18 protein-coding genes and 1 tRNA gene are annotated in these 24,839 nt (G+C 35.7%); 12 read left to right on the top strand and 7 right to left on the bottom strand.

Annotated elements, in window-relative coordinates:
- Positions 1-92: 92 nt before the first annotated feature.
- The 5 genes from dut to ACNQGJ_RS01245 all read left to right on the top strand — a co-directional run bounded on the left by dut (position 93) and on the right by ACNQGJ_RS01245 (position 5,233).
- Positions 93-527 carry a dUTP diphosphatase gene (gene dut, locus ACNQGJ_RS01265; RefSeq protein WP_417970865.1) on the top strand — a complete coding sequence of 145 codons (435 nt, stop codon included), beginning with the start codon at positions 93-95 and terminating at the stop codon, positions 525-527.
- Positions 528-732: 205 nt separating this feature from the next.
- Positions 733-1,743: a sugar phosphate nucleotidyltransferase gene (locus ACNQGJ_RS01260; RefSeq protein WP_417970867.1), complete on the top strand. Its 1,011-nt coding sequence runs from the start codon at positions 733-735 to the stop codon at positions 1,741-1,743.
- A 51-nt stretch (positions 1,744-1,794) separates the two neighbouring features.
- Positions 1,795-3,144, top strand: coding sequence for a tetratricopeptide repeat protein (locus ACNQGJ_RS01255; RefSeq protein WP_417970869.1), 1,350 nt, complete (start codon positions 1,795-1,797; stop codon positions 3,142-3,144).
- Positions 3,145-3,173: 29 nt separating this feature from the next.
- Positions 3,174-3,956, top strand: a complete 783-nt coding sequence (lolB1, locus tag ACNQGJ_RS01250; protein ID WP_470303335.1) for a lipoprotein insertase outer membrane protein LolB1 — start codon at positions 3,174-3,176, stop codon at positions 3,954-3,956.
- A gap of 59 nt (positions 3,957-4,015) precedes the next feature.
- A complete protein-coding gene (locus tag ACNQGJ_RS01245; RefSeq protein WP_417970873.1) occupies positions 4,016-5,233 on the top strand; it encodes a murein hydrolase activator EnvC family protein in 1,218 nt (405 codons plus the stop codon).
- Between the two features lie 211 nt (positions 5,234-5,444).
- Here the strand turns inward: ACNQGJ_RS01245 and ACNQGJ_RS01240 are convergent, their stop codons facing one another.
- Positions 5,445-6,293 carry a polysaccharide deacetylase family protein gene (locus ACNQGJ_RS01240; RefSeq protein WP_417970875.1) on the bottom strand — a complete coding sequence of 283 codons (849 nt, stop codon included), beginning with the start codon at positions 6,291-6,293 and terminating at the stop codon, positions 5,445-5,447.
- A 14-nt stretch (positions 6,294-6,307) separates the two neighbouring features.
- A complete protein-coding gene (locus ACNQGJ_RS01235; protein ID WP_417970877.1) occupies positions 6,308-7,333 on the bottom strand; it encodes a hypothetical protein in 1,026 nt (341 codons plus the stop codon).
- Positions 7,334-8,217: 884 nt separating this feature from the next.
- Here ACNQGJ_RS01235 and ACNQGJ_RS01230 point away from each other — a divergent pair.
- The 3 genes from ACNQGJ_RS01230 (at position 8,218) to ACNQGJ_RS01220 (ending at position 14,853) form a co-directional block, all read left to right on the top strand.
- Positions 8,218-11,169 carry a SusC/RagA family TonB-linked outer membrane protein gene (locus tag ACNQGJ_RS01230; RefSeq protein WP_417970878.1) on the top strand — a complete coding sequence of 984 codons (2,952 nt, stop codon included), beginning with the start codon at positions 8,218-8,220 and terminating at the stop codon, positions 11,167-11,169.
- A 15-nt stretch (positions 11,170-11,184) separates the two neighbouring features.
- Positions 11,185-12,876, top strand: a complete 1,692-nt coding sequence (locus ACNQGJ_RS01225; RefSeq protein ID WP_417970880.1) for a RagB/SusD family nutrient uptake outer membrane protein — start codon at positions 11,185-11,187, stop codon at positions 12,874-12,876.
- Positions 12,877-13,053: 177 nt separating this feature from the next.
- The gene (locus tag ACNQGJ_RS01220) at positions 13,054-14,853 is read left to right on the top strand and encodes an alkaline phosphatase (protein WP_417970882.1); all 1,800 of its coding nucleotides are present in this window, start codon (positions 13,054-13,056) and stop codon (positions 14,851-14,853) included.
- 391 nt (positions 14,854-15,244) lie between these two features.
- Here ACNQGJ_RS01220 and ACNQGJ_RS01215 read toward each other — a convergent pair whose 3' ends face one another.
- Positions 15,245-17,164 (bottom strand): metallophosphoesterase, encoded by a 1,920-nt coding sequence (locus ACNQGJ_RS01215; RefSeq protein WP_417970884.1) that lies wholly within the window; start codon positions 17,162-17,164, stop codon positions 15,245-15,247.
- A 273-nt stretch (positions 17,165-17,437) separates the two neighbouring features.
- Between ACNQGJ_RS01215 and ACNQGJ_RS01210 the strand changes: the two genes are divergently transcribed.
- The gene (locus ACNQGJ_RS01210; protein WP_417970885.1) at positions 17,438-19,516 is read left to right on the top strand and encodes a TonB-dependent receptor family protein; all 2,079 of its coding nucleotides are present in this window, start codon (positions 17,438-17,440) and stop codon (positions 19,514-19,516) included.
- Positions 19,517-19,538: 22 nt separating this feature from the next.
- Here the strand turns inward: ACNQGJ_RS01210 and ACNQGJ_RS01205 are convergent, their stop codons facing one another.
- Both ACNQGJ_RS01205 and ACNQGJ_RS01200 read right to left on the bottom strand, forming a co-directional pair.
- Positions 19,539-19,982 carry a c-type cytochrome gene (locus ACNQGJ_RS01205; protein WP_417970887.1) on the bottom strand — a complete coding sequence of 148 codons (444 nt, stop codon included), beginning with the start codon at positions 19,980-19,982 and terminating at the stop codon, positions 19,539-19,541.
- Between the two features lie 3 nt (positions 19,983-19,985).
- A complete protein-coding gene (locus ACNQGJ_RS01200) occupies positions 19,986-21,110 on the bottom strand; it encodes a PQQ-dependent sugar dehydrogenase (RefSeq protein WP_417970889.1) in 1,125 nt (374 codons plus the stop codon).
- Positions 21,111-21,608: 498 nt separating this feature from the next.
- Between ACNQGJ_RS01200 and ACNQGJ_RS01195 the strand changes: the two genes are divergently transcribed.
- Entirely contained in the window at positions 21,609-22,013 is a 405-nt protein-coding gene (locus tag ACNQGJ_RS01195; RefSeq protein ID WP_417970891.1) for a DUF2452 domain-containing protein, read from the top strand.
- A 270-nt stretch (positions 22,014-22,283) separates the two neighbouring features.
- On the top strand, positions 22,284-23,351 hold the full coding sequence (locus ACNQGJ_RS01190) for an SDR family oxidoreductase (RefSeq protein WP_417970893.1): 1,068 nt from the start codon (positions 22,284-22,286) through the stop codon (positions 23,349-23,351).
- A gap of 107 nt (positions 23,352-23,458) precedes the next feature.
- On the opposite strand, the gene ACNQGJ_RS01185 is transcribed toward ACNQGJ_RS01190, so the two are convergent.
- Positions 23,459-23,848, bottom strand: coding sequence for a Dabb family protein (locus ACNQGJ_RS01185; protein WP_417970895.1), 390 nt, complete (start codon positions 23,846-23,848; stop codon positions 23,459-23,461).
- A gap of 302 nt (positions 23,849-24,150) precedes the next feature.
- Between ACNQGJ_RS01185 and ACNQGJ_RS01180 the strand changes: the two genes are divergently transcribed.
- Positions 24,151-24,549 carry an NUDIX hydrolase gene (locus ACNQGJ_RS01180; RefSeq protein ID WP_417970897.1) on the top strand — a complete coding sequence of 133 codons (399 nt, stop codon included), beginning with the start codon at positions 24,151-24,153 and terminating at the stop codon, positions 24,547-24,549.
- 94 nt (positions 24,550-24,643) lie between these two features.
- Here the strand turns inward: ACNQGJ_RS01180 and ACNQGJ_RS01175 are convergent.
- Positions 24,644-24,717, bottom strand: a tRNA-Asn gene (locus ACNQGJ_RS01175).
- Positions 24,718-24,839: the final 122 nt, after the last annotated feature.

The following is a 24,839-nucleotide window of genomic DNA, read 5'->3' as shown; positions in this document are numbered from 1 at the left end:
TCAGGGCTAAAAAAATCTAATACAATACGAAAGAACATGTAAGAACAAGTCGCGACTTGTCCCTCCTACATCCATTTTTAAATAAAAAAACAATGACAGTAAACATAATCAACAAATCACAACATGCCTTGCCTAACTATGAAACCATAGCCTCTGCAGGAATGGACTTACGAGCCAACTTAACTGAATCCATCATATTAAAATCATTGGAAAGAACGATCGTAAAAACAGGTCTTTTCATTGAATTGCCCATAGGTTATGAAGCACAAGTACGTCCAAGAAGTGGTTTGGCTGCCAAAAAAGGAATTACGGTCCTGAATTCTCCTGGAACAGTAGATGCCGATTATCGTGGAGAAATTGGAGTTATTTTAGTAAATTTATCCAATGAAGATTTTATTATCGAAAACGGAGAGCGCATCGCTCAGCTGATCATCGCAAAACACGAACGTGCGCAGTGGATTGAAGTACAGGAGCTAACAGAAACGTCACGAGGAGAAGGCGGTTTTGGAAGCACTGGAGTAAAATAGTTTTCGGTATTCAGTCGCAGTTAGCAGTTGTGAAATAGCAGAATTAAAAATACATTTCAAATACATCGCTCGAAAATCCGTTTAATCCGCGTAATGTGTGGCGAATAAAAGAGATAGTTCGCCAATCGTGCAAACAAAAAACAATAAAAATCTTCGTGAACTTTGCGAAAACCTTCGTGAACTTTGCGGTTAAAAAAAATATTAAATGAAAATAATTGTTCCAATGGCCGGTCGTGGATCACGACTTCGACCACATACATTAACCATTCCTAAACCATTAATTCCTGTCGCTGGAAAACCAATCGTTCACCGTTTAGTGGAAGATATTGCTGGCGTATTGAATCAAGATATAGAAGAAGTGGCCTTTATTATCCATGAAAGTTTTGGCAAAAAAGTAGAGGAAGAACTACTTGCTATTGCACAAAAATTAGGCGCCAAAGGCACTATTTATTACCAAAATGAAGCTTTAGGAACGGGTCACGCCATTATGTGTGCTAAAGATTCTTTGAGCGGACCTGCAGTTATTGCTTATGCCGATACTTTAATTCGTGCCGATTTCGATTTAGATCAAGATGCCGATAGTGTTATTTGGGTAAAACAAGTAGATCATCCCGAAGCTTTTGGTGTGATAAACTTAAACGATGCGAATGAAATTGTTGAACTGGTTGAGAAACCTTCGGAATTTGTTTCGGACCTTGCCGTTATTGGAATTTACTATTTTAAAGATGTTGCTGTTTTAAAAAATGAACTTCAATTAGTATTAGATAATAACATTATTCACGGTGGAGAATATCAAATTAACGATGGGATCAAGCAAATGATGGCAAAAGGCATGAAATTTGTACCCGGTAAAGTTGATGAGTGGATGGATTGTGGTAATAAAGACGTTACCGTAGAAACAAATTCTAGAATGCTGGGTTTCTTACACAATGACGGAACACATTTGGTAGATTTTGATGTCAAGTTAGAAAACTCCACAATTATCCCGCCATGTTACATCGGCGAAGATGTGGTACTGATAAATGCAACCGTCGGACCTAATGTTTCTTTAGGAAAAGGATGTCATGTAGTAAACAGCACTATTAAAAATAGTTTGGTACAGACGCACTCTCATATAAAAAATGCGAATTTAAATAACGCGATGATTGGAAATCATACTAGTTTTGATGGTAACTTTACAAGCATAAGTATTGGTGATTATTCGGTTTTAGAATAATATGGTTCAGTTCTTGTGTGATTTAAAACAATTTAGAATTAAAACGACAGAATGAAAAAAAGCGCTTTAATACTTTTATTTCTAGTTTTGCACTGCAATTCAGCGTTGCTATGGGCGCAAACGAACCCCGAAGAAATTAAGCTTGAAACCGATCAGTTTCAGGAATATTTTTATGAATCATTGCTGCAAAAAGGAATCGAAAATTACGATAAAGCGGTCGTAGCTTTGGATAAATGCATCAAAATTAAACCGAATGATGCCACGGTATATAATGAATTAGGAAAAAATTATTTAGCGTTAAAGGAATATAAAAACGCGTATTCTTCATTTGAAAAAGCCGCACAAATTGATCCAAAAAACAAATGGTTTTGGTTGGGAATGTATGATGTGAGTTATGAAACCAGCAACTATAATCAGGCAATCACGGTGATCAATAAACTGATAGAATTTGACGTTAAGTATAAAGAAGATTTGACATCGCTTTATATGGGAACAAAACAGTTTGACAAAGCGTTGGATTTAATCAACGAGTTAAATGAAACATTTGGAAAAACAGACAGAAGGGATTTATACAAGAGCCAGATTCTTTCCGAAGGGAAATTTCAAAACATCGAAGCTTCAAATTTGTTAGATCAAATTGAAAAGAACCCAAAAGAAGAGTCTAATTATATCAGCTTGATAGTTTTGTATTCTAAAAACAATGAAGAAGCCAAAGCTTTTGAAATTGTCAAAAAACTGGAAAAAGCGCTGCCTAATTCTGAATGGGCTCAAGTTACGCTATTCAAAAATTATTTGGATACTAATGACGGACCTAACGCGATAAAGGCCATGAATGTAGTTTTGGCCAGTGCCAAAATAGATTCTAAAATAAAACACAGAATACTGAATGAGTTTTTGATTTTTGCGGATAAAAATCCTCAATACACAACTGATTTAGAAAAAGCGATTTCGTATTTCGACACTGACAGAGAAGTCAATGTAGCTAAAGAAATAGGAAAGTTCTACCATGCGAAAAAGCAATGGATTAAGGCGATTAAGTATTATGAACAAGCTTTAAAAAATGGCGCAGGAGATGACATTGAAACTAATTTGCTTTTGCTTCAAAGCTATACCGAGACAAAGCAGTTTGAATTAGTAGCTAAAAAAGCATCGGCAATGGTAGATATTTTTCCAACGCAACCACAGTTTTACTACTATTCGGGTATGGCGAGTAATCAATTGCAACAATTTAAAAAAGCCAAGGATATACTGGAAATGGGCTTGGATTACTTGGTTGAAGACAAAGCATTAGAGATAAATTTCAACATTCAGTTGGGCGAAGCTTACAACGGTTTAGGGGATTTCAAGAAAAAAGAAGTGTATTTTTCCAAAGCCAATCAATTATTAAAAGAAAAAAAATAATGAAAAAAAACGCATTAGTAGTAATACGTATGGCCGTCATGGTGTGCTTCGCCAGTTCGTTCGCGCTCGTGTCTTGTAAATCGAAAGCCATGGCCGTTGCATCCAGTAATGCGCCAACAACGGAGGCGGGTTATATGACATCCAAAAAAATTATAGAAAATCATTACAACAATAAAAATCAATTTTCTACATTATATATAAAGTCAAGTGCCCGATATGCTGACAACAAACAAACTCAGAATGTTACGGCCGAAATTAGGATTAAGAAAGACGAACAAATTTTGGTAAGTATCCGTTTTCTTGGAATTACAATGGCGAAGGCATTGATTACGCCAACTTCAGTTAACTATTATGAAAAAATAAACAGTAGTTATTTTGAAGGTGATTTCAGCAGTTTAAGTCAATTTCTAGGAACGGATTTAAATTACAGTAAAATTCAAAATATGTTATTGGGAGAAGCAATGGATGATTTGACAAAAGGGAAATATCTAGCGTCATTATTGGAACAAACGTACCGATTAGATGATGCTTCGAATACAAATACTAAAAAGTCGTTTTTTTTAGATGCGGGCACGTTTTTGGTTCAAAAACAAGAAATCACACAAACTGCTGAAGAACGCATGATAAAAGTGGCGTATGCCGAGAATAAAGTTTACAATGAGGGAACCTTACCTACACGTGTGCTTATCAATACTTTTCAGAAGAAGGGGAATACCGAAATTAATTTAGATTATAACACGGTTACTTTCAATGAAGAACTTTCTTTTCCTTATAGTGTTCCCAATGGGTACAAAAGAATTATAATTAAGTAAATTAGCAAAAATATTTTTTTAATATGCCAAAATTTCTCCTTAGCCTGATCTTTATTTGTATGACCTCATTATTATGGAGTCAAGGTTCCCAACAAGAAAAATTAGAAGAACGTAAAGCTCAAATTCAAAAAGAAATTAGAGAAAATGAAAGGTTGTTACAAACCGTAAAGAAAAAAGAAAAATCTGCTGTCAATGTAGTTATTGTTCAAAGCACTAAAATAAAGCTTAAAGAAAAATTAATAAATACGACCGAAAAGCAAACGAAATTGCTTGGAAATGATATGTATATCAATCAAGTGCAAATCAATAAGCTTAAAAAGGAATTGGTTATACTTAAGGAAAATTATGCGGAAATGATTGTAAAATCATATAAAAGCCGTTCGTCCGAAAGTAGAGCTATGTTCTTATTATCGTCGGAAAATTTTTTGCAGGCGTATAAAAGAGCCCAGTACATGAAACAGTACACCAGCTACAGAAAAACGCAGGGTGAAGAAATTAAAACAAAGTCTGACAAGCTTACGGATTTTAATCAAAAACTGAACATTCAAAAAACTGCAAAACAAAAACTGATTGCTGAAAACGAAAAAGAACGATTGTCGCTCGAAAAAGAGAAAAAAGAGCAATTGAAATTGGTCAGCGTTATCAAAAAAGATAAGAATAAGATTTCACAAGAAATTAGAAAGAGACAACAGGAATACAGAATTATTGACAGACAAATTAATAAATTAATTCGAGAAGCGATTGCTGCAGCCAATAGAAAAGCGGCTTTAGAAAAAGCAAAAGCAAATCCGAGTGCTCCAGTTTCAAAGGCTGCCGTTTCCTCATCAAGAATAGAATTAACCCCAGAATCTAAATTAATTGCGGATAATTTTAGAGCCAATCGCGGAAGGTTGCCTTATCCTGTGGAAAAAGGGTACATCTCACTAGGTTATGGTAATCAAACGCATCCATTATTCAACACCATCACCGTTCACAACAGTGGTGTCGAGATTACAACAGATCGTGGTGCAAGCGCAAGAGCTGTTTTTGGCGGAGAAGTAACGAGTGTCATTGTTTTATCACCTGTAAACAAAGCGGTAATGATACAACATGGAGATTTCTTCACAGTATATCAAAATTTGAGTTCTGTGAATGTTAGTAAAGGAGATAAAGTAAGTATTAAGCAAAGCCTTGGAAAAGTGAGAACTAATGGCGAGACTGGAAAAACAATAATTAAATTTTTAATTCTTCAAAATACAACGTACAATAACCCTGAGGGTTGGTTGTCACCAAGATAAGAATCTTATTTCCATAAAAAAAGCACTATTAATTCATTTGAATATAATAGTGCTTTTTTTATGGAAAATATATCTAATTATCAAAGACTTAGAACCGACGAATTAATGGCTGGTTAATACGCATTTATCAATAGAATAGAAAGAAGTATTGCAACCAACGTAACGTAAGGAAACCAATGGCTTTTGATCTTGAAAAGGATTGCTTAACCAACTATTTTGCTTTATCAAATGAAGAAACTACAGATTTCATCATTCCTTCGGTAGACCAAGTTCCAGAAACTATAATACGTCGGATGGTGTACAATGGATCTAAAGAATCTCTTTTGGTTGATAAAATGTAGGCCATTTTGTAATCGCTCTTTTTTATTTCAGGAAGTGCTGTTGTATTCCATAAACCAAATGGATAGGCAAAATCGTTAACTGGTTTTCCTATTATATCTTCCAATTTTGCTTTTGGTTTTACCAATTGCGTATTCCAGTCATCTCCAGTGTATTTAGTAACCATATGGTGATCCCAAGTGTGAGCTCCTACAATATGCCCGTCGTCAGACAAGCTTTTAATTTGTTCTTTGCTCATGTATCCAGGTCGATTAATAGAGACAGTCATGATAAAAAACACGCCTTTAAACCCGTATTTTTTCATCTCAGCTGCGCCAATTCTGAATTGTTCTTCTCGGGTATCATCAAAAGTTATCATAATAGGTTTTGCCGGTAATGGACCGTCGTAGACTAAATAGTCATACAATTGTTCCGGCATAATAGTTTCGTAACCGGCATCGGCTAAGGCTTTCATTTGTTCTGCAAAAGCGGGAGGTTTTACGGTGTACACTTTCATGTTTCCACTCGCACTGGCGCTAAAATCCCTGATGTTATGATAACATAAAATTGGCACTTCTTTTTTCGAAAGAATGGTCGCGGCATCAGCAGCTACTTTTTTTGGAGCAACAATTTTTGCAGGCGCTGTAATGAGAGATGTTTCGGGTTTTGTTTTGCGAGGTTCTGATTGACAGCTGACCAGTACTAAAAATCCACCTAAAATAACGTATAGAATAGTTTTCATAAATCAAATAGTAATTATTGGTACTGAATGTAAATTGGTTTTGGAGTAAATTTTACCAACTCTTCTGGGCTGTACATTTTCCAATCTTTTTTGTTGTCATTTTTATAAAACAACTTAAATCCTGCAAACTGCACAGGTTCTCTATAAATATAACTTCTGTACGAATCTTTTTTTAATACTTTACTTCCAAAACCATCCATATCCATTACAATTTGAACTTCGGGAACGGTTTTAATTTCTTTGTAATTTTTTACCATTCCTTGAGTAAAACGGTGTACCACCAATACTTTTGGAGTGAGTTTATTTTTGCGCACGATGTTTGCCAAAATAGTAACAGCATCATTAATATCAGCGGCAGTAAAATGCCCAATTTTGGAACCCGGACGTTCTCCGTTTTTCATCGAAAATTCTGGATCAATACCTAAATGAACATTCGGCATGGAAAGGTATTTTTCTAGTTCAGCTACTTCTGATTTAACAGTACTGTGTCCTACTTGAATGTCCAGAAACACCAATGCACTGATTGGCTTTGCCCAACTTATAATAGTGTCTATTTGTTTGAATGGCATTCTCATGCGGTGCATATTATTTTTTCCCGGAGCGCCTTGAGCGGTAACGGCAATGTAATGCAAAGCAGGAATTGTTTTAACAGTAGGGTCAGCTGCTTGCCATTTGGCCACTTCACCTTGTAATTTTTTAAGCATCTCAGCTCTCGGTATTTCGCCCAAAATCCCCATTCTTGTGGAATATAAATTTCCGTAATAAGCAATGATTCTATTGTATGGCAGTAGAGCGCCAGGCAAAGGATACGGTGCTTTTACAGGCCATCTGCCCGTAGTGTCATTATTGCTTAAGGCTAACATTCTCTTGTTGTAGTCGACCGTGTCGATTGTAAGGGTTGTCGTTTTTTCGGTGGTATCCGTTTTTACAGTGTCTGATATTTCTGAACCGGTTACAACATCAGCCGCTTTTCCTTTTTCACAGGAAATATTTAAAAGCAGTAATGGAAGTGTAATAAATGCAATAGCTGATTTTTTCATAAATTAATTCTATTTATTTTCAATGTAAAGATATAATATTTTAGAAACGGCTGGTCCATTAAAATAGTGTTCTAAGGTAGAACTTTTTATATAATTCACACATAACTGCGGCTTTTAGATTATATATAATGAAGAGCCAACTCTGGTTAACGCTACTAACGAATAATTTGAAAAGCCCTCCTTTACGGAAGCCTTTAAATTTGTAAACTGTCTTTAAAATAATAGTTTGTAGTATCAGCTTGTCCCAAAATTAAACAATCAAGTGTAAATGAAAAGTGCTGGTCAATTTGATTATTTTTTGCAGTTGTAAAACCTCATTTTTTATATTATTGGTAACGTTTAAGAATAAATAAAGAGGTTGTACCATTACTAAACTATTGTTTATACTATGCAAATGTTAACTCTTTGTTATCTGAAAAATAATTTTTGCTGTTGCTCTTTGAATTAATTTTTAGCCGTTTTTCATCAAGGGTTTACTATTAGTATCATTTATTTAAATACTTTTTTTAATTCAGAATTAGACCAGTTAGTCCTTGGGAAGGTCTTCTTCATTAGTCAAATAAATATTTATAATTTATGAAGCGGTTCTTTTAATCAGTTGCTTGCTAATTTTTTTTTTAAGTTTAATTTAATTTTAGTAGCGTTAAATTAGTTTTCGACAATATACTTTTATCTAATCGATCGTAAAAAACAGCGATTAGAATCCTTTTTTTGAACACCTAATTTCTATCCATTTTTGCAATTATTTAGTATTTTCCCTTTTCTCTTTTTGTATCAAAATACACTCTGTTGTTTCCGAAAAATTTACTTTTTGTTGTTTCGTAATTAACATTTGTTTGGCAATTTACGACTTCATTTGCCCATTATAAATAAATTAATAAAAAATGAAAAAAATTAAATTTTTGATGTTATTTCTTTTAATGGTGTTTTCTGTCGCTTCATGGGCACAAACAGAAGTGATAGGAGTAGTATTAGATGATGCAAATTACCCAATACCAGGTGTTAATGTTTTGATAAAAGGAAATAATCAAGGAGTAGTAACTGATTTGGATGGTCGTTTTAGTATAAAGGCAACCGTTGGAGATGTTTTAGTTTTTTCTTACATAGGATTAGAAACACAATCAATAATCCTCAAAAACTACAATAAATTAAATATAAAGTTGCAGTCAAGCGCTATGCAATTAGATGATTTGGTTGTAGTTGGATATGGTTCTAAAAAAAAGAGCGACGTTACGGGTGCAGTTACTTCTGTAAAAAGCGATCAGTTTAATCGCGGTATCGTTACTTCTCCAGAACAATTGATTCAAGGTAAGGTTTCGGGGGTTAACATCACATCAGCAAGTGGAGAACCAGGCAGTAATCAAACCATAAGCATACGTGGTCAAGGTGGTGTTCGTTCGGGAAGTACGCCTTTATTTGTTGTCGATGGCTTTGCGCTCGATAATTCCGGGACAGGAGGAGCTACCAATCCGCTTAGTTTTATTAATTCGGATGATATAGAATCAATTGATGTATTGAAAGATGCTTCTGCGACCGCTATTTATGGAGCAAGAGGGGCAAATGGTGTTATTTTGATTACTACTAAACGAGGAAAAAAAGGGGTGTCTAAAGTAACATATTCCACTAGTTTGGGAACTTCGAGTATGGCCAAAGAAATTCCGGTTTATAGTGCTGACGCCTTTAGATCAAGGGTTGTTGAAATTGGCGGAGAGCTCACGGATTTAGGTGGATCTACTAACTGGCAAAAAGAAATTACAAGAGCTGCTTTTACACAAAATCACAACGTATCCTTAAGTGGTGGCGCTGATAATATGACCTATTTTGCCTCTATTGGAAGTCAGGATCAGCAAGGAATTATAAAAAACAGTGAATTAAAAAGACTTTCCGGCAGAATTAATATTACGCAAAAATTACTTAATAATAGGCTCAAGATTGATTTGAACCTGAATGCTACTAATACCATTAGCGAACGACCGGCAATTGAAAGTCTGATAGGTACTGCATTAAGTCTCAATCCGACCTATCCTGCTTATGATGAAAATGGAACTCCTTCTATATTTCCGGATGTTTTCAATCCTTTAATTCGTCTTAAATTGTATGAAGATATGACTCAAACGAACCGTATTATTGCGAATATTTCTCCTTCATTTGAAATCATCAAAGGATTGGATTACAAACTCAATTTTGGTGTTGACAACTCCAGTTCTGATCGCGATATTCAAAACCGACCAAGTACTTTGCCCCAAGAGGACGGACGTCTTGATTCATTTTATAGCAATAATAAAAATACTTTGATTGAGAATTACATCACCTATAATTTTGATTTAGGGGAGAATAATTTTTCATTCTTGGCGGGTCATTCCTTTCAAAAAACATTCGTGCAATACCGACATTGGAGCATTGACCGATTTAAAGATAATGGGATCGACCCAAAATACAATCCAGGTTTGGGACAAGAATTGGATTTAATAGACAATAAGCCTTCGGGATCGGCGGTTAAGAATGAATTACAATCGTTTTTTGGAAGACTGGGATATAGTTTTAAAAATCGGTATTTATTAACTGCTACTTTTCGTAGAGATGGTTCTTCAAAATTTGGAAGTAACAATAAATACGGAAATTTTCCTTCCTTTTCAGCAGGATGGAAAATTTCTGAAGAAGAGTTTATGCAAGCAAGTCCGTTTAGCAATCTAAAGATTAGAGCTGGTTGGGGTCGAACCGGAAATCAAGAAATCCCATCTAAAATTACACAAGCTTCCTCGACAACTTCAGTGAGTGGTAGCACCAGTTATCCCCTTTATCCATCAGGTACTTATCCTGGAGGAACTACTTTTGCTCGTTTTGCCAATCCAGATATTCAGTGGGAAGTATCAACACAAACCAACGTAGGTTTAGATTTTGGATTCTTTAAAGGGGCTTTATCCGGAACCGTAGATTATTTTAATAAAGTATCCGATAATATTTTACTTGAAGTGGTGCCCTCAGATCCCATACAGCCAGCTTCTACTTATTGGACCAATGTCAAAGATATGACCATCACAAATAAGGGGTTAGAATTAGCACTAGCTTATCAATACAAAAGTGAAAAAGGAGTTTCATTTGGATTAGGTGGTAATGTATCTTTTATTGCCAATAAAATTGAGAAATCTCCCTTTACGGTTCTGACAACAGGAAGTGCATCAGGATCTGGTCTTTCCTCGGCTACGATAAATGGTTATGTAAATGGCGAACCTATTGGTACCTTTTTCATGAAAGATTTTACTGGAATTAATGCTCAGGGAATGAGCCAGTTTCGAGATGCCAACATGGATGGCCAGGATACGGATGCGGATCGTGTTGTTGCCGGTAGTGCATTACCAGACAAATTATTCAGTTTTTATGGTAATCTAGCATACAAAGCATTTGATTTTAACTTTAATTTTAATGGAGTAGCAGGAAATAAAATTTATGACAATACTGCCAATTCTAATTTCTACAAAGCACGTTTAGCTAAATCACTAAACACAACCGCCCCAGCGGGAGAATTTCCTTCGGAATCGATCACAAACCCAGCTTCAATTTCAACACGATATTTGAAAAATGGAGCATTCCTCCGTTTAAACAATGTTTCCCTAGGTTATAATTTAAATCCATTGTTTATAGGCGTTGGAGATTGGATTACTGCAATGCGATTTTCAGTAACCGGGCAAAATTTATTTGTCATTACGGAATATGACGGTTACGATCCAGAGGTCAATTCAGATCGATCTGTAGCTGGAGTAACATCTTACGGTATTGATTATTTGAGTTATCCAAAAGCAAGAACATTCTTATTCGGATTTACTGTTTCATTCTAATTAAATAAAATTCACATGAAAAATAAAATTATACTATTACTGACTGTATTAACTTTTATGCAATTTGGCTGTACTACTCTTGAGGAAGAGGTTTTGGACGAGTCCTTAACTGGCGGCGCTTCTTCAAATGCAGTCGCAGATGGAAGTATTGCGCCAGCATATGCGGTTTTGCCGGGATTGTTTTTACACACCAGTTATTTTACTTTGCAAGAAATAGCAACTGATGAAGCGATCCTGCCTTATCGAGGAGGAACTGATTGGGGGGACAATGGCATTTTTATTGATATGCACCGTCATACTTACACCAGCTCTCACATTCGTATAAAAGATACTTGGGGATCCATTACTCAAGGTATTTCGCGATCAGTGACTGCAATAAATGCGCTCACCCCGCAGGCAGCAAGCAATCCTACCGCTAAACTTTATTTGGCGGAAGCCAAAGGTTTACGAGCGTACTATTCTATGTTGAGTTTAGATTTATTCGGATTAATTTTTGTAAAAGAAAACCCCGCAGAAGTTTCAACTATTTTGCGCGGCAGTGAAGCCGTAGAATATATCAAAAACGAATTTTTAGCTATTGAAAACGAAGTTTCTAAAAATGAAGGCCCGGGTCGTATTACGCAGGGCGCCGTGTGGGGACTTCTAGCTCGTTTACATTTAAATGCCGCGGTGTATCGAGATCCTTATGCTGGAAAATTTGATTTCAAATCGGAGGACATGGATAAGGTGATTTCGTATACTTCTAAAATTATTGAATCCGGTCAATACAATCTTTCTTCTGAATATTTTGAAATTTTTGATGATGAAAACCATACGAACAAAGAGTTAATTTTTGCTGTTGATCAACGAGCAGAATTGAACGGTCATAACCGACTGGCTTATTTCTCTTTATCAGGAGACCGATTCCCGCTAGCAGCTTTTGTAAAAGCAAATGGAACAGACGGCCCAGCCATTACATCTGATTTTTATCGGACTTGGGTTGCTGCTTATGGTTCCCAGGATCCTGCAATAATGGATCCTAGGTTTTCTAAAAAGAATCTTATAATACCGGCGGATTCGTGTGTTACGGCAGCTAATTTTGAAATTGACCGAGGAATCATAAGAGGCCAGCAGTATGGATTGATTACCACCGCTAACGGTCAACCTTTTTTACGATGTGGTGACGGAATTGGGTATAAAATAGGAAAACTCAGAAATATAACCAGAGCCGACAAAACAAAACTAGTCAACCATACGGAGAAAATAGATTTCACAGCAGAAGGAAGTGGTTACAGCAGTGGGTATAGAGTATTGAAATATGAGTTCAGTAAAAAATCAGATAATGGGAGAAATAGAGGTGATGCCGATATTGTTATTCTTAGATTGGCCGATGTTTATATGATGCGTGCTGAAGCAAAACTTCGTAAATTAAATGATGCAGCTGGCGCGCTTGCAGATGTAAACTTAGTAAGAGCTTCAAGAACTGCACGAATTGTTCCGCCAGCATTGACCGCAATGACACTCGATCTTTTGTTTAGAGAACGTGGATTTGAATTTTATTGGGAAATGCTAAGACGTACAGATATGATTCGTTTTGGTAAATATGAAGGAACTTGGACCGAAAAAACGGATGGCAATGTTCAAAAACGTCTTTTCCCAATCCCGCAATCTGCAGTTGATGGCGCTTCTGACAAACCTGGCTATTTAGTTCAAAACGCAGGATATTAAATAAATTAAAACGTGTGATAAATAGTATTATTTTAAAAAAATGTTAAACCGTACTACTAAATTCGCGTCCTAAAATATAATTTTATTAAAGACTTTTCGGCAAACTGTATTAGTAACCGAAAGGTCTTAATAATTAAATGCACTTATTAACGCTACTCTTTCTTGATCAATTATACTATGTTCCAATCTATTAAAATTTTAGTTCTCAGCTTGTTATTTTCCTTGCAGTTTATTCAGGCGCAAGAAGTACAAAAATATAAAATACATTCCCATAATGATTATGAGCAAAACATCCCTTTTTGGAGTGCTTACGCCAATGGTTTAAATTCGATTGAAGCTGATATTTTTTTGAAGGACAACAGCCTGTATGTAAGCCATACCGAGTCCAATATCAAAAAAGAACGCACTATCGAAAAGCTATACTTAGATCCTTTGCAACAAGTAATGGCTCTTAAATTGGGAAATCAGCAAGCGATACAATTACTCATTGATATTAAAACCGAGCCTTTTGCTACGTTGAAAAAACTAATAGCCGTTTTAGAAACGTATCCGGCCGTTATAAACAATAAAAACTTTTCTGTTGTCATATCGGGAAACCGACCAGAAGTAAAGAATTATAAGCAGTATCCGACTTACATTCAATTTGATTATCAAAGTTTAGATTCTATTCCTGAAAAAGAACAATGGGAGAAAGTCGCTTTAATTAGCAAAAGTTTCAATGAATTTTCTTCTTGGAACGGAAAAGGTCGACTTACTGCCGAAGATTACAAAAAGGTATCTGAAGCGATTAATAAAGCACATAGTTATGGAAAACCATTTCGTTTTTGGGGATGTCCAGATTCTAAAACCGCATGGAAAACGTTCAAAGATCTTGGAGTCGATTTTATAAACACCGATATGCCTTACGAGAGTTCCCGTTATCTGAATACATTAGACAGCAGAGTTTTTTATAATACGATCGCTTCGCCGGTATATACCCCAACGTACTTATCTGACAGGAAAAACAGTCCGATAAAAAATGTTATTTTGCTTATAGGCGATGGAAACGGACTTGCACAGATTTCTAGTTCTGTTTTGGCTAACGGCGGTCAATTGACGCTGACGCAATTAAAATCTATCGGGTTTATAAAAACACAATCCTCGGATGATTTTACTACAGATTCAGCAGCTGCAGGAACTGCTCTTGCTATTGGACAAAAAACCTATAACCGAGCAATTGGAGTAGATTCCTTAGGGAAACCCGCTGAAAATATTATGGAAATCCTTACTAAAAAGGGATTTAGCACAGGTGTAATTACAACGGATCGTATAACAGGAGCGACACCGGCTTCGTTTTATGCCCATCAAAAAGAGCGTGATTTGACAGCAGCAATCGCTAATGAACTTACAAATAGTAAAATTTCTCTTTTTATGGGTGGAGGAAGTGCTAATTTTTCGGCTGGTTTTTTAAATACTGATTTCATCATTTTAGACTCCCTTGCAGATGTTGCCAAAAGTAACAAGAATCAAGTAGGTCTTTTTTTCTCTGAAAACAATGTTGACAGTGTTTTAAATGGGCGTGGAAACCTATTGGCAGAAGCTACAAAAAAAGGACTTGAATTTTTAAATGCCAAGAATAAACCGTTCTTTCTTATGGTCGAAGGGGCTCAAATAGATTCCTATGGACATGCGAATAATGTACCGGGAATTGTTTCAGAAGGGATTGATTTTGACAGAGCTATAACCGAAGCGATTAAATTTGCAGATAAAACTGGCAACACTTTGGTCATTGTTACCGCAGATCATGAGACTTCCGGACTTTCTCTTCCGCAAGGGAATTCAAAAGAGAAAATGATTGAAGGCGATTTTACAACTTATGATCATACCGGAATTATGGTGCCGATATTTTCTTATGGACCCCAATCGGATATTTTTTCGGGAGTGTATGAAAACAATGAAGTCTTTCATAAAATCAAGCAAGTGTTGCAACTTAAATAATGCTATTGTTTTTCTTTAAGTAAATTTTAAACGCAACAGCAGTGTAAGAGAAAAGAGGTTTTCCTGTTTTAGAAACCTCTTTTTTTATGGAATACAATGGTGTTTATAGATTAGATCAATTGTCAGTTCGAGCGCAGTCGAGAACCATTGACTTTAATATAGTTGTTAATGATATAAAACAGGTTCTTTTATTGGTCCCAAAAATAGTTAAAACTATGTACTTTGTGCATTTTGCTTTAGCTTCTAAAAATTTTTACCGCAGATTCGCAAATTATTTATATAGCTTTGATGTATTTAATTTGCGAATTTGCGGTTTAATTTTTTTGTTCCCATTTTAACCATGTAGGCTTTTAAGTCTGCCAACCAAATCTATGGACTTTAAGTCCATGGTTTATTCCTGAATAGCGCCTGTTTTCAAATCAATAAAAAAATGATCCGCCGGAGCTCCGTTTAAGAATTTTTTCAGAATAGTCAGAAAAAGAATTGTATTTTTTTCTGTTATATTTTCTGGATTTAATTTTCTTTGCTTTTGATGATCAAGATGCGACCTTATAATAAACTGATATTGTTTTATTCTTTCTTTTCCAATGGCTGCAATAGCGAGTTCATCGGCGCTTCGAATGCGGTAAAAATCAGTGATAAGCTCTAAACCGGACCATTTAAAATCACTTTGATTGAGCTGATTCTTTTTTAATTGTTGTTTAACTTTCTTTTCCGCTTTTTTCCAAGCCTGTTCAAGATTACTTTTGTGGCTTATAATTGTGTCATAATCTGCTTTAGATTCTAAATTAGCAAGTATCAGTAAGTCTTCACCTGAAATATTTAAAATAAATTTCTTAAATAATTCAGGCCAATCGTCTGGTAAAAAACGCAATCGAACTAATTCTTTCAGATGAAAATCGGTAAAATCATGATAGTTTTTTGTTTCTAAAATTGCGGTATCCCAAATGTCTGTCGTGTTCTGGCTTTTCAAAAAATCATATTCCATTTTATAAAGATCGAATAGTTCATTAAATCGGGGTACTTCATTGATTGGTATCGTTTCAATTTCCATAACTTCATTTTTTTTGATGGTGAGTAGTTTGTAGGCGGGAATGTAGGCTGCCAAAGAAGGGGTTTGAATGTTTACCAGCGTGTTTCCTTTTTTGGTTTTTCGAACACCTGTATCGTTGATGTGCATGTGTCCGCCAAAATGGATTTTTAATCCGGCATCAGCAAAAGTTTGTGCGACTTCTTCTGTTGGAACACGATTTAATTGCCATTTGTCTTTACCCATTAATTCTGCAATTTCAGGGGAAGCATCGTCATTAAATTCTACCATAGGAAAGTGGCTAAATGCGATCAGGGTTTTTCCTCTTTTTTTAGCCTCAGCACTTATTTTCTCAATCCATGGTATCAGGTGTTTTTTATGGATAAGAACCTTATTATACCCTAATCCTGCATCTGAAAAGTGTTTAGAATTCTTTGAATTTTCAGGGGCCTCTTTTTTAGGAATATAGACATTACCATCAATGGCCAGTAGCCAAAGCCCTGCAACAGGTTCTACCACGTAACTTGCATCGGGAACGGAATATCCGGGTGCTACGGAATAGGTTCGGCCAGTCAAAGAAGCGGCTTCAGTAGCTTTAATATAATTGTAATTGTCAGCTGAATACGTGCTGAAAGGAGTGGCCCAGAATAAATTATTTTCTTTTGGAAAAAAACCAAAATCTTTTAGTTCGCTTGTAATGCCGAGATATCCCATTTTGGCAATATCTTGGCTAATTACTAATGTGTTTTCAGTATTACTGTTGGGTTGATACAATTCTTTTTTGCTAAAAATAGGTTGTCGTTTTCCGCCCGCGCCCAAAAAATCATCCTTCCCTGATTCTTGAGCGAATGGTCCTGAAGGATCGTGATTGCCTGTGGTGATAAAAAATTGAATATGATGTTTTTTAGAATAATCAGTAAGGATTTGCTTCAATCCCCGAATGTGAAGCGGTTGTCCATCATCACTATAGTCACCCGGAAGCGCGACGATTTTCACACCTCGTTTTGCAATATCATCAAGGGCTGCGAGAAAGGCAAAATAGTTTTCATTATAAATCCGAGTGGAATGTAACTGCGATTCCATTGTTCTTAGTAGCGTATGCTTTCCGTTCTTAGGATTGATAATTCCTTTGTAATTGCTGTCGTGTAAAGTTCCATATATATCCTGAAAATGAACATCTGCCAGAAAAGCAATTTTTAATTCGTCAGGGGGAGACTGTCCTTTTGAAACCGCAGTAAAAAGACACAGAAAAAGGGAAAAATAAATGACTATTCGACTCATTGAAGATTTTAAATTAGTTGTATTTAATGTTTTTAAACTGTGCAAGGATAGAAAAAAAAGAATACAATTCATTTAAGGGAATGTTACGTGTTTATTTATAACACTATTTTCTCTAGACTTTAGATTTGAACGGAATGCACCTTAGTTAATTGTTCAGCTTTTAATTTTAATAAAAAGGGAGTTTACTTTTAACACAATTTCAAAATAGGGTAGGGAAAATACAAAGAAAAGGCTAACTTTATAAAAGTTTTTACTCATCTAAATACCAAACAATTGTTCAAAAAGCCTTTTTCGTATCTTCTTTTATTATTCAGCACTTCTGTGGTTTTTAGCCAAGTAAAAAAAGATACGATTGCCCTTTCAGAAATCATATTAAAGGGTTCGCCTATAAAAAATGTTCTTCAAAACACTGCTTCTTCCGTTTCAGTGATTACCACAGCTGACATCAATAAAAGTGATGGAATTATTCTCACTCCGTTTTTAAATAAAATCCCGGGCGTTACGATGCAGCAAGGTGCTTTTAACACTAACAGAATTACGATTCGTGGCATCGGGGCTCGATCTCAATATGGAACGAATAAAATAAAAGCCTATTTTGATGGGATTCCATTGAGTTCTGGTGAAGGCGAAACTACAATAGAGGATATCGATTTGGCTTCAATCGAAAAAATTGAAATTATAAAAGGACCAAATTCCACTAGTTTTGGCTCTGGTTTGGGTGGTGTAATTCAATTGTTTTCAAGAGAGACGCCTTTACTGGAATCTTTTGGAAAATCAACGGTCACTTTTGGAAGTTTTGGTTTGTTGCAGCAGCGACTTTCTGAAGGATACAGCGATTCCAAAACGAATTTATTTGCCAGCTTTACAGATTTACAAAGTGACGGATTTAGAGCCAACAGTTCTTATGACCGGAAATCATTTAACCTGCACGCTAAACAAAAAATTGCTTCTAATGGTAGCTTGTCATTTTTGGGAGTTTTCACCCGACTGAAAGCTTTTATTCCAAGTTCTATCAATGAGACAGACTTAAAAAATAATCCTGAAAAGGCAGCCAATACTTGGGCAGCGGCACAAGGTTATGAGTCGTATGACAAATTTATGTTCGGATTAGGATACGACCATCAATTGTCTGAAAAATGGTCTATACAAACCAGTATTTTTTCTAATTTTAAAGACGCGTACGAACCCAGACCTTTTGACATTTTGGATGAAAAAACAAGTCTTATCGGGTTTCGTTCCAACGTGAATTACAAAGACAAAGTGTTTTCCTTACCATTTGAACTAAGTTTTGGCACGGAATTATTAACGGAAAAGTACGAGTATTCCCTTTTCGAAAACTTGTATCAATCCCAACCTGGCCAAGGAAGTATAAAAGGCGACGCGTTCAGCGCGATAAAACAAAATCGGAATTACAGCAACTACTTTTTACAAATGGAACTTTGGATTTCACAAAAACTACATCTGGAAACCGGAGTAGCATTTAACACAACCAAATATTCGTTAAAAGATGTTTTCGAAAATAATTCGGGAAGTCAAAAGATGCCATTTACTTTTGGAAATGTATGGTCGCCAAGAGTTGGTTTGTCTTATAAAGTAAGCAAAGGGAAAAACATATTTACATCTGTCAGCAAAGGATTTTCTGTTCCTTCAGTTGCCGAAACATTGACTCCCGATGGTCAGATAAATACCGATTTGAAACCAGAAATTGGGTGGAATTATGAATTGGGTTTCAAAGGAAATTGGCTTACAAATAAAATATACACGGAAGTAACTTTTTATACCACACAAATTAAAAATTTATTGGTGGCACGGCGCACCGCTGATGATCAATTTGTAGGCATTAATGCGGGTAGCAGTTCCCATACGGGTTTGGAATTCTTGGTTAATTATAAACTTTTAGAATTGACCCAACTTGAAATTACGCCTTACTTTTCCGGAGCGGTAAATAATTTTAAATTTAAAGAGTTTGTGGATGGTGGTACTGATTATTCGGGAAACCAACTTACGGGCGTTCCCGAAAAACAATTTAATATTGGACTAGATTTAAATATAAAAAACGGATTCCGCATCAACACGTCTTTCCAAACAATGGGTACTATTCCGTTAAACGATGCCAATACAAAATACAGTGAGCGGTATGCATTGCTAAATGTTAAAACGACGTATGTTTTTACAATTCTTAAATTCTTAACAACAGAGCTGAATGCCGGAATTAATAATGTACTGGACACCAAATATGCAGCTAACATTTTACCAAATGCAGTTGGTTTTGGTACAGCTGCTCCACGCTATTTTTATCCCGGAAATGCTATAAATTTTTATGGAGGTTTTTCGGCTGCTTATGTTTTTTAGATAATAATCCCTGATTGCAATTTTATTTTTTAATGGCAGCTACTTCTTTCACTGTAACGATTTTAGTTTGTTTATTGTTCCAAGAAGTCATGATGTAATTCATCACATCGGCCACTTCCTGATCCGTAAGTCCCATGGCTGGCATGCTGCCGTTGTACTTAATTTTATTGACAACAATTTCGCCACTTTGCCCAAATTTTACCGCAGCTATACTTTGATTTCTCTTGGTTTTTAACCAACTAGAACCGGCAAGAGGAGGGAAGTTCTTACCATCTCCTTTACCATTTGCACCATGACATTGCATGCAAAAATCAGCATAAATTTCTTTTCCGGGTGACTGAAATTTTGAAACAACTGCGGTTTCGCTATTCAAGTCAATATAGTTGTCTGGGGAAAAGGGGTTTGCAATCGAGAAGCTTCCCAATACAAATACTCCAAATCCTAAAAATAATTTCGTTGTAAACATAGTTTAATTAGGTATGATTTTAATAATTCCTTTTCCTTCAACGCCCATATAAATATAGCCATCTGGACCTTGTGCCACATTGCGCACGCGACCAATTCCGGTTGCAATTTTTTGTCTGCCGATCACTTCAGTGCCTTTCAATTTTAGTAGTTCAAGATATTGAAACTTTAAAGAGCCAACCAGCAAATGTCCTTTCCAATCCGGATATTTATCACTGGTAACAAAAGTCATTCCACTTGGAGCGATAGAAGGCAGCCAATAATAAATAGGTTTTTCAATGCCTGGTTTTTCGTTTTCTTTACTAATGGTTGTTCCGTCGTAATCGATGCCATAAGTAACTACAGGCCAGCCATAATTGGCTCCTTTTTTGATGATGTTGATTTCATCTCCACCTTGAGGCCCGTGTTCATGTGCCCAAATTGCTCCTGTTACGGGGTTTTTTGCCATTCCCTGCGGATTGCGATTCCCATAAGTGTAAATGGCTTCTTTTGCTCCAGCCTGTCCTACAAATGGATTGTCTTTAGGAATGCTTCCGTCATCATTTAAACGGTATATTTTTCCGCCGTCGCGTTTAATATCTTGCGGATTTACAAAATGTTCGCCGCGCTCTCCAATGGAGAAATATAAATAACCATCATTATCAAATACAATTCGGGAACCAAAATGCTGCCCTTTTGTAGTGTTGGGAGTGGCTTTATAAAGCGATTCGATCTGTGTCAGACTTCCGTCCAATAATTTTGCTCGAATAAGTTTGGTATGGCCACCAGGTACTTCACCATCTTCTGAGGCAAAGGTCATATAAATCCAGCCGTTTTTTACATAATCAGGGTGTAAAGCAATATCTAGTAATCCGCCCTGTCCACGAGAATACACTTTGGGAACATTTTTTATTTCGGTTTTTGTCCCGTTTTTAATGTGATACAGAATACCACTTTTGTCAGTAACTAACATTGCACCGTCGGGCAACCAAGTCATTCCCCAAGGAGCAGCAATATCTGCGGCAACGGTTTCAAGGGTGTAATTTTTAACTTCATCTTGTAGGGGAATATCATTCGACTTCACTTGTGCCTTGCAACTGAATGAAAGGAATGAAAGAATCGCGAGAGAAACTATTGTTGTTTTTTTCATGAGTATGATTTTTAATCTTTTAAAAAAGAAATCTTTTAAAGGTAGTAAATGCGGATTTAAAAAGATAAATAAGTTTTTAATTTTGCTTAGAATTAACAAAACGCAATGATAGAAGTTTTGTTTTTGCTGTCAGAATTCAAAAAACTTTTTATTGTTTTACAAATTTGAATAATAAAAGCTTTAATACGACACCTTGAAAAAAGATATTTTATTAGTTTTGGTTTAAGAAGTTTAAACAAAATTAATATTGCCGTTAAACGGTTGAATTGTACTACCACTTTAAATTATTTGTTTAACTTTACATAAAAATTATTAAACAAAATAGTTTTTAAAATTTACGTTTTGAAGTTTTGGAATACCACTTTTGTTTCACCAGAATATTGGTAAGTATAAAAAAGTATTGCACGAATAAACATTTTAAACTCATTTTAAAAATTATTAATGAAATGTCACTGATTGATTCTTTGTAATTAATTAGAAAAGATAAATTAAAATTTGATGAAAAATAAAAAACCAGATAGTGTCGTATATTCAGTTGAAAAAGGTTTTAATGCGAATGTATTGCCTTACGCTACAAATGTTGGAGCCCCTGTAATCAGGGTTGATGATGTAGTTTCTTGGAAAAGTAGAGGGATTGACAATGTGAATAAAGAGCTAGGTAATAAGTTTAACGAACTCAAGCTGCAATATCAGAAGTTAATGCAAGAATACGAATGGAATGAATTAGTGTACAGCGCTAAATTTTCATTTGAACCTGTAATTGGTGAAATTTATCATTTATATAGAGATGCTGAAGGCGTAAATTTTCTTTCGTTGATAGGACCAGATGAATGGAATAAGGAACATATTGGGACTTTTAAACTGAACAGTGATAAAAAATGGATTCACCTTAATGAATATTAATCGAATTGCTGATAAATTAAGGTAACCGAACTCTTTCACTTAAAAGCAAGAATTCAGAGGAACGATATACGCAATTTATTCAATTGTATCCGGATTTAATTCACCGTATTCCTAAAACTCTGATAGCTTCCTATCTGGGTATTTCAAGAGAAACATTGAGTCGTCTATCGCATTGACGTGATATAGATCACCAATTATATGTGCGGTAAGTCCTTTATTATCTATAGAATGTTGTCTAATTTTGTACAATAAAAATTTTAAAACGTAAACATGAAAAATATAGCATTAGTAGTTGGGGCAACCGGAATAACGGGTAGTAATCTTTCAGAAAAGCTTATTGCTAAAGACTGGACAACTTTTGGTTTAGCCAGAAACCCACGAAAAGACATCGAAAATCTAAAGCCAGTTGCTGCAGATCTTTTGGATCTGGAAAATTTAAAGATAGCTTTAAAAGACGTTTTCCCCACTCACATCTACATTACAACTTGGATGCGACAAGATTCTGAAGCCGAAAACATACGTATAAACAGCTTAATGGTAAGAAACCTTCTGGAGGCATTATCGCCTAAAAAATCTGTGCAACACGTAGCGCTTGTTACAGGGCTAAAACATTATCTGGGGCCGTTTGAGGCTTACGCCAAAGAAGGATTCTTGCCCGAAACGCCTCTTAGGGAAGAACAACCCCGTCTCGAAATAGAGAATTTTTATTATGCGCAAGAAGATGAAGTTTATATTGCTGCAGCGCGTGATGGTTTTACTTGGAGCATTCACCGCCCGCATACTCTTATAGGAAAAGCGGTAGGCAACTTAATGAATCTTGGCACTACGCTCGCTGTGTTCGCCAGCATTTGTAAAGAAACAGGCAAACCGTTTCAGTGGCCGGGTTCAGAAGCACAATGGAATGGACTTTCAGATGTTACCGATGCCAGCATATTGGCAGAACATTTAATATGGGCTTCCACAACAGAAGCGGCCCGTAATGAAGCATTCAACGTGGTCAATGGAGATTTTTTTCGCTGGAAATGGCTTTGGAACAAAATAGCTGCATCGTTTGGGATTAAAGCTGTAGGTTATGATGGTACGATTCATCCTCTTGAGGAACAAATGAAAGATGAAGCTTTGGCATGGAAAAAAATGGCCAATCAACATGCTCTTAACGAGTCTGATTTGAACAAACTGGCCTCACCCTGGCATACTGATCTTGACTTGGGACGCCCCATAGAAGTGATGACCGATATGTCTAAAAGTCGCAAACTCGGTTTCCTTGTTTTTCAAAGAACGGAAGACTCATTTAACGATTTATTTGAACAGCTTCGTACGGATCGATTGATTCCGTAGTTATCTAAAATAGTGTGCATAAAAACAGGGGCCGCAAGATATATTTCTTGACACCCCTGTTTTATTTATATTTCCCCTCGAATTGGTGATAGCTACCTTTTCAATATTTACACATCAATGGCATCATAAACCAAGACCTTTTTCCATAAATGAGAACAGTTCTTTATGAAGTCCTGGTGAATGGGATGATCCTGGTATATTTTTTGCCCGGCTTCATCATCAAAAAACATAAGTTCTGAAACATCCCAAGAGGTGTCTACAACTTCCCGTTTCTCGGTTGAAGCTATAACTCCAACATGAATTTGACGAATCGATGGAATTCCCGTTAAGGTTTTCAAACCAGAAATTAATTGCTGTTTATCAGCCTCGGATTGTGGGTTCTTTAACCAAAAAAATACATGGTGCAACAATGATTTTTTCTTTGGACGTATTGCAAAGCCCATAATGCCAGCAACTCCAAGTAAAGTTGCGAAACCTATAAATCTTCTACGTATCATCAATTTATTTTTTTAAAAGGTAAATATCGAACTTTAAAAAAGAAAATAGAAAAATAATGCTTTTTATTTGTTTGAATGGATTCGCATAAAAAAAGGTTACTGGTTAGTGTCTTGAAACCTTATCTATTGCTACTCTATTTTTAGGGTCTTATTTTATAGTGTGCATAATTCCTTGGTTGTTGTGATCTTTTTCTTTTTAGCGACAGCGAAGATCTTTAAAAAAACCAGTAGAAAAAGAGGTTATCAGTAGGGAATTTAGTTATTTTGGAGGCAATCATTGAGATGATGTAAAAACACTGCAAATGAAAATAATTGATAAGCTCGCCTGGATTGAAATTAAAAACAATAAAATTCTATCTACAAAATCTTTTGGCAAAGATAAATATTATATTCCTGGGGGTAAAAGAGAAATTTTTGAGACTGACGAACAGGCGTTATGTCGTGAAATAAAAGAAGAATTGAGTGTAGTGTTAATTGCAGATACGCTAAAATTTATTGGCGTATTTCAAGCACACGCTCATGGGCATTCTGAAGACACGATTGTCAAAATGACTTGTTATGCTGCAAGTTATACTGGTTTGCTAAAAGCGAATTCAGAAATCGAAGAAATGATCTGGTTGACTTATTCCGATAAAAATAAAATATCAGAGGTGGATAAGTTAATTTTTGATTTTTTGAAAGAACGCGATATGTTGGAATAAACAATTATGTAGAGAATAAATAGGAGTTCTAATATGAAAGTACACTCTATAAAACAAAAAAGACCTTACATTGCTGTAAAGTCTTTTTAAAAAGCTCCCTCTCTTGGGCTCGAACCAAGGACCCTCTGATTAACAGTCAGATGCTCTAACCAACTGAGCTAAGAAGGAAACTGTATGTTTTTATTCTGATAATGAATGAACGTTTTTATATGCTTATTTGTGAAGTGTGTTTCACTTGTAAAGCGGTGCAAAGATAGGGCTTAATTTGATTTTTGCAAGCAAAAATTAAA

The sequence above is a fragment of the Flavobacterium cryophilum genome (genome assembly GCF_048286555.1).
In the GTDB taxonomy this organism is placed as follows: Bacteria; Bacteroidota; Bacteroidia; order Flavobacteriales; family Flavobacteriaceae; genus Flavobacterium.
The sequence above is the reverse complement of the archived record's forward strand: the minus strand, read 5'-3'. Positions and strand labels throughout refer to the sequence as shown.

Bases quoted from the DNA above. Each gene is read 5' to 3' on its own strand.
- dut (WP_417970865.1), top strand. From the start codon at position 93: ATGACAGTAAACATAATCAACAAATCACAACATGCCTTGCCTAACTAT.
- ACNQGJ_RS01260 (WP_417970867.1), top strand. From the start codon at position 733: ATGAAAATAATTGTTCCAATGGCCGGTCGTGGATCACGACTTCGACCA.
- ACNQGJ_RS01255 (WP_417970869.1), top strand. From the start codon at position 1,795: ATGAAAAAAAGCGCTTTAATACTTTTATTTCTAGTTTTGCACTGCAAT.
- lolB1 (WP_470303335.1), top strand. From the start codon at position 3,174: ATGGCCGTCATGGTGTGCTTCGCCAGTTCGTTCGCGCTCGTGTCTTGT.
- ACNQGJ_RS01245 (WP_417970873.1), top strand. From the start codon at position 4,016: ATGACCTCATTATTATGGAGTCAAGGTTCCCAACAAGAAAAATTAGAA.
- ACNQGJ_RS01240 (WP_417970875.1), bottom strand. From the start codon at position 6,293: ATGAAAACTATTCTATACGTTATTTTAGGTGGATTTTTAGTACTGGTC.
- ACNQGJ_RS01235 (WP_417970877.1), bottom strand. From the start codon at position 7,333: ATGAAAAAATCAGCTATTGCATTTATTACACTTCCATTACTGCTTTTA.
- ACNQGJ_RS01230 (WP_417970878.1), top strand. From the start codon at position 8,218: ATGAAAAAAATTAAATTTTTGATGTTATTTCTTTTAATGGTGTTTTCT.
- ACNQGJ_RS01225 (WP_417970880.1), top strand. From the start codon at position 11,185: ATGAAAAATAAAATTATACTATTACTGACTGTATTAACTTTTATGCAA.
- ACNQGJ_RS01220 (WP_417970882.1), top strand. From the start codon at position 13,054: ATGTTCCAATCTATTAAAATTTTAGTTCTCAGCTTGTTATTTTCCTTG.
- ACNQGJ_RS01215 (WP_417970884.1), bottom strand. From the start codon at position 17,164: ATGAGTCGAATAGTCATTTATTTTTCCCTTTTTCTGTGTCTTTTTACT.
- ACNQGJ_RS01205 (WP_417970887.1), bottom strand. From the start codon at position 19,982: ATGTTTACAACGAAATTATTTTTAGGATTTGGAGTATTTGTATTGGGA.
- ACNQGJ_RS01200 (WP_417970889.1), bottom strand. From the start codon at position 21,110: ATGAAAAAAACAACAATAGTTTCTCTCGCGATTCTTTCATTCCTTTCA.
- ACNQGJ_RS01195 (WP_417970891.1), top strand. From the start codon at position 21,609: ATGAAAAATAAAAAACCAGATAGTGTCGTATATTCAGTTGAAAAAGGT.
- ACNQGJ_RS01190 (WP_417970893.1), top strand. From the start codon at position 22,284: ATGAAAAATATAGCATTAGTAGTTGGGGCAACCGGAATAACGGGTAGT.
- ACNQGJ_RS01185 (WP_417970895.1), bottom strand. From the start codon at position 23,848: ATGATACGTAGAAGATTTATAGGTTTCGCAACTTTACTTGGAGTTGCT.
- ACNQGJ_RS01180 (WP_417970897.1), top strand. From the start codon at position 24,151: ATGAAAATAATTGATAAGCTCGCCTGGATTGAAATTAAAAACAATAAA.